This window comes from Streptomyces sp. DI166, from assembly GCF_900091315.1.
Taxonomy (GTDB): Bacteria; Actinomycetota; Actinomycetes; order Streptomycetales; family Streptomycetaceae; genus Streptomyces; species Streptomyces fuscus.
This window is the reverse complement of sequence record NZ_FLSP01000182.1, coordinates 1-7,467: the sequence shown is the minus strand read 5'-3', so window position 1 is coordinate 7,467 and position 7,467 is coordinate 1. Positions and strand designations below refer to the sequence as shown.

Here is a 7,467-nt window from a genome sequence, read left to right as displayed (position 1 = left end):
CGTGCGTGGCGGGCACCTCGCGCGCCCGCGCGCGCAGCGCCTCCTGCGCCGCGTGCCGGTCCTGGCCCGCGAACAGCGCGCGGGACAGCGCGAGCGCGGTGCGGCGCTCGGCGGGCGAGAGGTAGCGGTTGCGGCTGGACAGAGCCAGGCCGTCGTCCTCGCGCACGGTGGGCACGCCGACGATCTCGATGCCGAAGTTCAGGTCCCGGACCATGCGGCGGATCAGGGCGAGCTGCTGGGCGTCCTTCTGGCCGAAGAGCGCCACGTCGGGCCGGGTGAGGTGGAGCAGCTTGGCGACCACGGTGAGCACGCCGTCGAAGTGCCCGGGGCGCGAGGCGCCCTCCAGGCGCTCCCCCATGGGGCCCGCGCTGATCCGGACCTGGGGTTCGCCGCCGGGGTAGACCTCGTCCACGGAGGGCGCGAACACGACGTCCGCGCCGGCCTCCTCGGCGAGCTTGAGGTCGGCGTCGAGGGTGCGCGGGTAGCGGTCGAGGTCCTCGCCCGCGCCGAACTGCAGCGGGTTGACGAAGACGGTGACCACGACTTCGCCGTCCGGCCCGGCGATCTCCCGCGCGTGGCGGACCAGGGTGGCGTGGCCCTCGTGCAGCGCGCCCATGGTCATCACGACGGCACGGCGGCCGGTACGCGCGCGTGCGGCCAGTTCGGCGGCGGTGCGCAGCAGGGTGGTGGTCATCCCGCGTCTCCCTTGGTGCTGTCGGCGAGCACTCCGAGCAGGTCTTCGGCGAGTTCGGGCTTGAGCAGCCCGTGCGCGAGTGCCCGGTCGGCGGTCGCGCGCGCCATCGCCAGGTATCCGGCGACCGTCCCGGGCGCGTGCCGGCGCAGCTCGCTGACGTGCGCGGCGACGGTGCCCGCGTCCCCGCGCGCGACGGGGCCGGTCAAGGCGGCGTCGCCGGAGCGCAGGGCGTTGTCGAGGGCGGCGCCGAGCAGCGGGCCGAGCATCCGGTCGGGGGCTTCGACACCTGCCGCGCGCAGCAGCTCCATGGACTGGGCGACCAGGGTGACCAGGTGGTTGGCGCCCAGGGCGAGGGCGGCGTGGTAGAGCGGGCGCATCTCCTCGGCGATCCACTCCGGCTCGCCGCCCATCTCGATGACGAGGGCCTCGGCGGCCAGGCGCAGTTCCTCCGGGGCGGTGACGCCGAAGGAGCAGCCGGCCAGGCGCTGGACGTCCACGGCGGTGCCGGTGAAGGTCATCGCCGGGTGCAGGGCCAGCGGGAGGGCGCCCGCGCGCAGGGCGGGGTCGAGGACCTTGGTGCCGTAGCGGCCGGAGGTGTGCACCAGGAGCTGGCCGGGGCGTACGGCGCCGGTCTCGGCGAGTCCGGTGACCAGGCCGGGCAGGGCGTCGTCGGGGACGGTGAGCAGGACCAGGTCGGCGCGGCGCAGGACCTCGGCGGGGGCCACCAGCGGCACGTCGGGCAGCATCTGCGCGGCGCGGCGCCGGGAGGCGTCGGAGACCCCGGAGACGGCCACCGGGCGGTGCCCGGCGAGCTGGAGGGACGCGGCGAGCGCGGGTCCCACCCGACCGGCGCCGACGACGCCGACGGTGAGCCGCGCGGGGCGGTCCTTCGGATCTGGCTGTTGGCTTGTACTCACGCGACGGTGGCCTTCCCGTTCCAGTCCGCTCGGGGTACCGGACGATTTCTCGTCATGTTAACGCGATTGGTTCGAGGGGCGTTCGGCTGTCCACAGCCTGTGGGTTTCCCGCGACCCCTCCCGCGCGGGGCAAACGCTTGCCGAAATGCGGGTGCCCGAGGGGGGCGGTGCGCGACATGATCCGGGGGTGAGCGATGCGGCGGAGACGAATCAGCAGGGTACGGAGCGGCTCTCGGACACCGAACGGCGCGAGCGCCTCAGAGAGCGGCGCATCCGCGCGTCCAGGGGCGCACGGCGCACGCTGGGGCGCGCTGTGGCACAACGCACGCTCCGCGAGCGGCTCGCGCTGCTGGAGCACGCGGCGGAGGTGTACGACCTCGACGAGCCCGCCGACATGTACGGCGACGGTGTCGTCGAGTCCCTGGAGGCCAAGGTCGCCGGCCTGCTCGGCAAGGAGGCCGCCGCGTTCTTCCCGACCGGCACCATGGCCCAGCAGGTGACCCTGCGCTGCTGGGCGGGCCGCACCCAGAACCCCGCCGTCGCCCTGCACGCGCTGGCCCACCCGGAAGTGCACGAGCGCAACGCGCTCAGCCAGGTCAGCGGCTTGCGCCCGGTGAGGGTGACGAGCGAGCCCCGGCAGCCCACCGCTGACGAGGTACGCGGCCTCGACGAGCCGTTCGGCGCGCTGATGCTGGAGCTGCCGCTGAGGGACGCCGGTTTCGTCCTGCCGTCCTTCGAGGAGCTGACCGAGGTCACCGAGGCGGCGCGGGAGCGCGAGGCGGTGGTGCACTTCGACGGCGCGCGCCTGTGGGAGTCCACCGTGCACTTCGGGCGCCCCCTGGACGAGATCGCGGACCTGGCGGACAGCGTCTACGTGTCCTTCTACAAGTCCCTCGACGGCTACGGCGGCGCCGCGGTCGCGGGCCCGCAGACCCTCGTGGACGAGCTGAAGGCGTGGCGGCACCGGTACGGCGGCACCGTCTTCCAGCAGTTCCCGACCGCGCTGTCGGCCCTGGTGGGCCTGGAGCGGGAGCTGCCCCGGCTGCCCGACTACGTCCGCCACGCGCGCGTGGTCGCCGAGGCGCTGCGGGAGGGGTTCGCCGCGGCGGGCCTGCCCTGGGCCCGGGTCCATCCGGAAGTACCGCACACCAACGAGTTCCAGCTCTGGCTGCCGCACGACGCCGACACCGTCGCCGAGGCCGCCGTCCGGCACGCCGAAGAGACGGGGACGCTGCTGTTCTCCCGTCCCTGGGCCGCGCCCGGCCCCGGGCTCGCCGTCACGGAGATCGACGTGCGCGCGGCGGGCCTGGAGTGGAGCGCCGCCGACGTGCGCACGGCGGTCGCGGAGTTCGCCGAGCGGCTGGCGGAGCAGGTCAGCGCGTAGGGCGCAGCACGCGGGCGAGGGCAAGACGGAGCCTGCCCCCGGCCGGGCGCCCGGCGAGGACGGCACGGAACCGGCGCTCGTCCCGCCACTGCCGTACGACCCGCGCGTCGTGGGTGCCCGGAGCGGGCGGGGCGGGCTCGCCGTGCTGCTGGGCCCGGTAGGCGTCGAGGAGGTACTGCTGGGTGATGCTCATGGCCTTCGCCTCCACGGGACGGCTCCGCGGCGCCCCGGTCGTGTCTTCCCAGCCTGCGCCTCCCGGGCGCCCGCGTCGCGTCGATTGACGGCGGGCGTCAAACGAGGACGGCGTTGTCAGTGGCCGGGTGCACCATGAGGGCATGAGCGTGAGCATCGACATCGCGGGGCTGCGGCCGGAGAGGGTCGCCGTCGTGCCCTCTCCCCTCGCCGAGCTCGGCATGGCGCTGCACGCCCTGTCCGAGCCCGCGCACCATCCCGGCCTCCAGGGCTGGGTGACGAGCGTGACGGCGGGCCTCGACCCGCATCTGGCCGACCGCATGTGCGAGGCCGACTTCCTGTGGCGTACGACGTTCTCGGACCTGTTCCTGCCGTGCGCCGGAGTCCCCGGCGGCCCCGCTCTCCCCGGCGCGAGCCTCGCCGAGGACCTGGACCTGCTCGACAAACTGACGGACGAACAGTTCGTCGACGCGGCCCTGGAGTTCACCTGCGCGCTGCCGTACACCACCCCCGGCCCGTCGGCGCTCGCCGACGCCGAGCTGCGCCGCCGCGCCCTGGAACTGGCCGCCGCGCGCGGGCCGCAGCAACTGCGCTTCACCAAACGGCTGCTGGAGGACCCGCCGCGGATCCGGGCCTGGCTGCGGCGGTTCCTGGAGGACTGCGACGAGGCGTTCTTCGCGGACGTCTGGGACCGCCTGCGCCACCAACTCGCCGCCGACGCCCGCCACCGGACCGACCTGATGCGGCACAAGGGACTCGCCGAGGCGCTCACCTCAGTGTCCGCCGCCATCACGCTCGACGAGGACGGCGACCGGATCACCATCGACAAGCTGCGCCAGGGCCACACCGTCATCCGCGACCGCAGCCTGCTGCTCATCCCGACCGGCCTGGGCCGCCCGCATCTGATGGTGCTGCACCGGCACGGCTGGCAGCCGGTCCTGCACTACCCGGTCACCTCCGCCGAACCGGCCGCGCCGCCCTCGGTCGACCAGCTGGTCCTGCGGATGACCGCGCTGTCCCACCCGGTGCGCATGCAGCTGTGCCGCAACCTCGCCCGCAGCACCTACACCACGGGCGAGCTGGTCCAGATCCACGGCATGACCGCGCCCGAGATATCCCGGCACCTGGGTGCGCTGAAGAAGGCGGGCCTGGTGACCACCCGGCGGCGCGGGCGGTACGTCCTGCACCAGCTGGACGTGGCGGCGGTGGCCCGGCTCGGCAGCGACTTCCTGGAGGCGCTGCTGCGGTGAGCGAGGTGCCTCAGCCCTGTCCGCCGGCCCGCACCAGGCCGGTCTCGTAGGCGAGGACCACCACCTGCACGCGGTCGCGCAGCCCCAGCTTGGTCAGGATGCGGCCCACGTGCGTCTTGACGGTCGCCTCCGAGAGGACCAGCCGGGCCGCGATCTCGCCGTTGGACAGCCCCTGCGCGACCAGCACCATGACCTCGCGCTCACGGTCGGTGAGCCGACCCAGCTCCTTGTGCTGCGGCTCCTTGCCGGTGCTGGGCAGCATCGGCGCGAACCGGTCCAGCAGACGGCGCGTGGTCGAGGGGGCCACCACCGCGTCGCCGCTGTGCACGGAGCGGATCGCGGCGAGCAGTTCGCCGGGCGGCACGTCCTTGAGCATGAAGCCGGAGGCGCCCGCCTTCAGCCCGGAGAAGGCGTACTCGTCGAGGTCGAAGGTGGTCAGGATCAGCACCTTCGGCGGGTTGGGGTCCGAGCAGATGCGGCGGGTGGTCTCCACACCGTCCAGCTTCGGCATGCGCACATCCATCAGCACCACGTCGACGGGCGTCTCCCGCAGTACCTGAAGCGCCTCCACGCCGTCGCCCGCCTCCGCGACGACCTCCATGTCCGGCTGGGCGGCGAGCACCATCCGGAACCCGGTGCGCAGCAGCACCTGGTCGTCGACGAGCATTACGCGGATCGTCATCGGGTCCTCTTCCATGTCCGTCTGCGGGGGCCTTACAGGTGTCAACACGGGGCGCGGTTCGCCTCAGTGCACGGGTTTGAGCGGGAGCAGGGCACTGATGCGGAATCCTCCGCCCGGGCGGGGGCCGGCGTCCAGCGTGCCGCCGACCATGCCGACCCGCTCACGCATGCCGATCAGACCGTGGCCCTGGCCGTCGATGCCGCCCTCCTCGTACAGCTCGTGCGGGGCGCCCTTGCCGTCGTCCTCGACGAGCAGGCCGAGCCCGTCGTCGAAGTAGACCAGCCGCACGCTCGCGCCCGCGTTGGGGCCGCCGTGCTTGCGGGTGTTGGTCAGCGCCTCCTGCACGATCCGGTACGCGGTCAGTTCGACGCCGCTGGGCAGCGGGCGCGGGGTGCCCTCGACCTTGAAGTCGACGGGCAGCCCGGCGCTGCGGCACTGCTGCACGAGGTCGTCGATCTGCTCGACGTCGGGCTGCGGGACGTACTCGCCGCTCTCCTGGTGCTCGCCGGTGCGCAGCACACCCAGCAGGCGGCGCATCTCGGCGAGGGCCTGGCGGCCGGTGGAGGAGATCGTCTCCAGGGCCTTCTTCGCCTGGTCCGGGGCGGCGTCGAGGACGTAGGCGGCGCCGTCGGCCTGCACGACCATCACCGAGACGTTGTGCGCGACCACGTCATGGAGTTCGCGCGCGATCCGGGCGCGTTCGGCGGCGACCGCGACCTTCGCCTGCGCCTCGCGCTCCTTTTCGAGCCGGCTCGCGCGCTCCTCCAGCTCCGCGAAGTAGGCGCGCCGGGTGCGTATCGAGTCGCCGAGCACCCAGGCGAGGGCGAAGGGCACGGTGGTGAAGACGATGATGGCGAGGTACTGCAGCGCGTTCGCCTCGCGCTCCGGCCAGCGCAGTTGCGCCAGGGGCGCGGCGCACAGGCCGACGCCGAGAGCCAGCCGGGAGGCCCAGCGGGCGCCGGTCGCGGCGACGGTGTAGGTGATCACCAGCATGGCGAAGTTGGCGGGCATCGTCTCGACGTCCAGTACCAGCTGGGCCACACCGAGTCCGATGGCCAGCAGCAGCATCTTCTCCGGCATCCGCCGGCGCAGGGCGACCACCAGGGAGAGCAGCAGGGCGATCGGCACGACGGCCACCGGTTCGGCGTGCTCCACCTCCTGCTGCGCGACCGCAGACACGCACGAGATCCCGAACAGGAAGACGGCCCAGAAGCTGTCGACCCATGTCGGGTGCCTGCGGATGAAGTCATAGATGCGCTGCACGTAACCCAGCGTAGGGAAGCGTGACGTGTGCACGGGTCAACCGGAGGGCCGATCCGGGGCCGGTGCTCGTACTCCGCAAGGTGGAGGCCCCGTTCCCCTGTGCCTTTAGCCTGGGCCGGTGACGCGAGACACAGACGGGGAATGGCGCGGGTGGCGGACGGCGGCCCAGGAGGCGCTGTACGGCCCTGACGGCTTCTACCTCCGGCCCGAGGGCCCTGCGGGCCACTTCCGTACGTCGGTGCACGCCTCGCCCCTCTTCGCCGAGGCACTGGCCCGCCTGCTGTGCCACGTCGACGAGGCGCTCGGCCGCCCCCGGACCCTCGACTTCGTCGACATGGCGGCGGGCCGCGGCGAACTGATCACCGCCGTCCTTGCTGCGCTCCCCGCCGACGTGTTTGCCCGTACGCACGCGTACGCCGTCGAACTGGCTCCCCGCCCGCCCGGCCTCGACCACCGGATCGAGTGGCTGCCCCGGCCGCCGCACGGCATCACGGGCCTGCTCTTCGCCAACGAGTGGCTCGACAACGTGCCGGTCGAGGTCGCGGAGGTCGACGCGGCCGGAGTGCCCCGCCTGGTGCTCGTACGCCGCGACGGCACCGAGCGGCTCGGGGAGCCCGTCGACGGCGCGGACGCGTCGTGGCTCGCCCGGTGGTGGCCGTTGCCCCCGGAGGAGGGGCTCCGGGCCGAGATCGGGCGGCCCCGTGACGAGGCGTGGGCGGCGGCGCTCGCGTCGGTGGCGCGCGGGCTCGCGGTCGCGGTCGACTACTCCCACACCGTGGACTCGCGCCCGCTGTTCGGGACCCTGACCGGCTTCCGGGACGGGCGGGAGACGGCGCCTGTCCCGGACGGGTCGTGCGACATCACGGCGCATGTGGCGCTGGACGCGTGTGCGCGGGCAGGGGCGGGCGCGCGGGAGGCGTTGGGCTCGGGCGCGGAGACCGGTGCGCGGGGCGCGGGGGCGGCGGTGAGCGCGGGCTCGGGCGAGGAATCACGCGCGGGCGTGGAAGCGCACTCACGCGCGGGCGTGGGAGCCGATGACCACCGCGCGCGGACCGGTGAGCACGGCGCGGGCACGGAGCCGCGAC

The 7,467-nt window shown here is 73.8% G+C and carries 8 protein-coding genes; 3 read left to right on the top strand and 5 right to left on the bottom strand.

Features of this window, described 5'->3' with window-relative positions; genetic code table 11:
- A partial coding sequence (panC, locus tag GA0115233_RS39175; protein WP_093725466.1) for a pantoate--beta-alanine ligase occupies nt 1-694 on the bottom strand: 694 nt, incomplete at its 3' end.
- Nucleotides 691-1,611, bottom strand: coding sequence for a Rossmann-like and DUF2520 domain-containing protein (locus tag GA0115233_RS39170; RefSeq protein WP_093725464.1), 921 nt, complete (start codon nt 1,609-1,611; stop codon nt 691-693). The genes panC and GA0115233_RS39170, both read right to left, overlap by 4 nt.
- 145 nt (nt 1,612-1,756) lie before the next feature.
- Between GA0115233_RS39170 and GA0115233_RS39165 the strand changes: the two genes are divergently transcribed.
- The gene (locus GA0115233_RS39165; protein ID WP_093725462.1) at nt 1,757-2,995 is read left to right on the top strand and encodes a threonine aldolase family protein; all 1,239 of its coding nucleotides are present in this window, start codon (nt 1,757-1,759) and stop codon (nt 2,993-2,995) included.
- On the opposite strand, the gene GA0115233_RS39160 is transcribed toward GA0115233_RS39165, so the two are convergent.
- On the bottom strand, nt 2,985-3,188 hold the full coding sequence (locus tag GA0115233_RS39160; RefSeq protein ID WP_093725470.1) for a hypothetical protein: 204 nt from the start codon (nt 3,186-3,188) through the stop codon (nt 2,985-2,987). The genes GA0115233_RS39165 and GA0115233_RS39160 overlap by 11 nt on opposite strands.
- 142 nt (nt 3,189-3,330) lie before the next feature.
- Between GA0115233_RS39160 and GA0115233_RS39155 the strand changes: the two genes are divergently transcribed.
- Entirely contained in the window at nt 3,331-4,437 is a 1,107-nt protein-coding gene (locus GA0115233_RS39155) for a DUF5937 family protein (protein WP_093725460.1), read from the top strand.
- 10 nt (nt 4,438-4,447) lie between these two features.
- On the opposite strand, the gene GA0115233_RS39150 is transcribed toward GA0115233_RS39155, so the two are convergent.
- Together GA0115233_RS39150 and GA0115233_RS39145 are read right to left on the bottom strand one after the other, a co-directional pair.
- Nucleotides 4,448-5,119: a response regulator transcription factor gene (locus GA0115233_RS39150; RefSeq protein ID WP_093725458.1), complete on the bottom strand. Its 672-nt coding sequence runs from the start codon at nt 5,117-5,119 to the stop codon at nt 4,448-4,450.
- 63 nt (nt 5,120-5,182) lie between these two features.
- The gene (locus GA0115233_RS39145) at nt 5,183-6,382 is read right to left on the bottom strand and encodes a sensor histidine kinase (protein WP_093725468.1); all 1,200 of its coding nucleotides are present in this window, start codon (nt 6,380-6,382) and stop codon (nt 5,183-5,185) included.
- 118 nt (nt 6,383-6,500) lie between these two features.
- Between GA0115233_RS39145 and GA0115233_RS39140 the strand changes: the two genes are divergently transcribed.
- A partial coding sequence (locus GA0115233_RS39140; protein WP_107406501.1) for an SAM-dependent methyltransferase occupies nt 6,501-7,467 on the top strand: 967 nt, incomplete at its 3' end.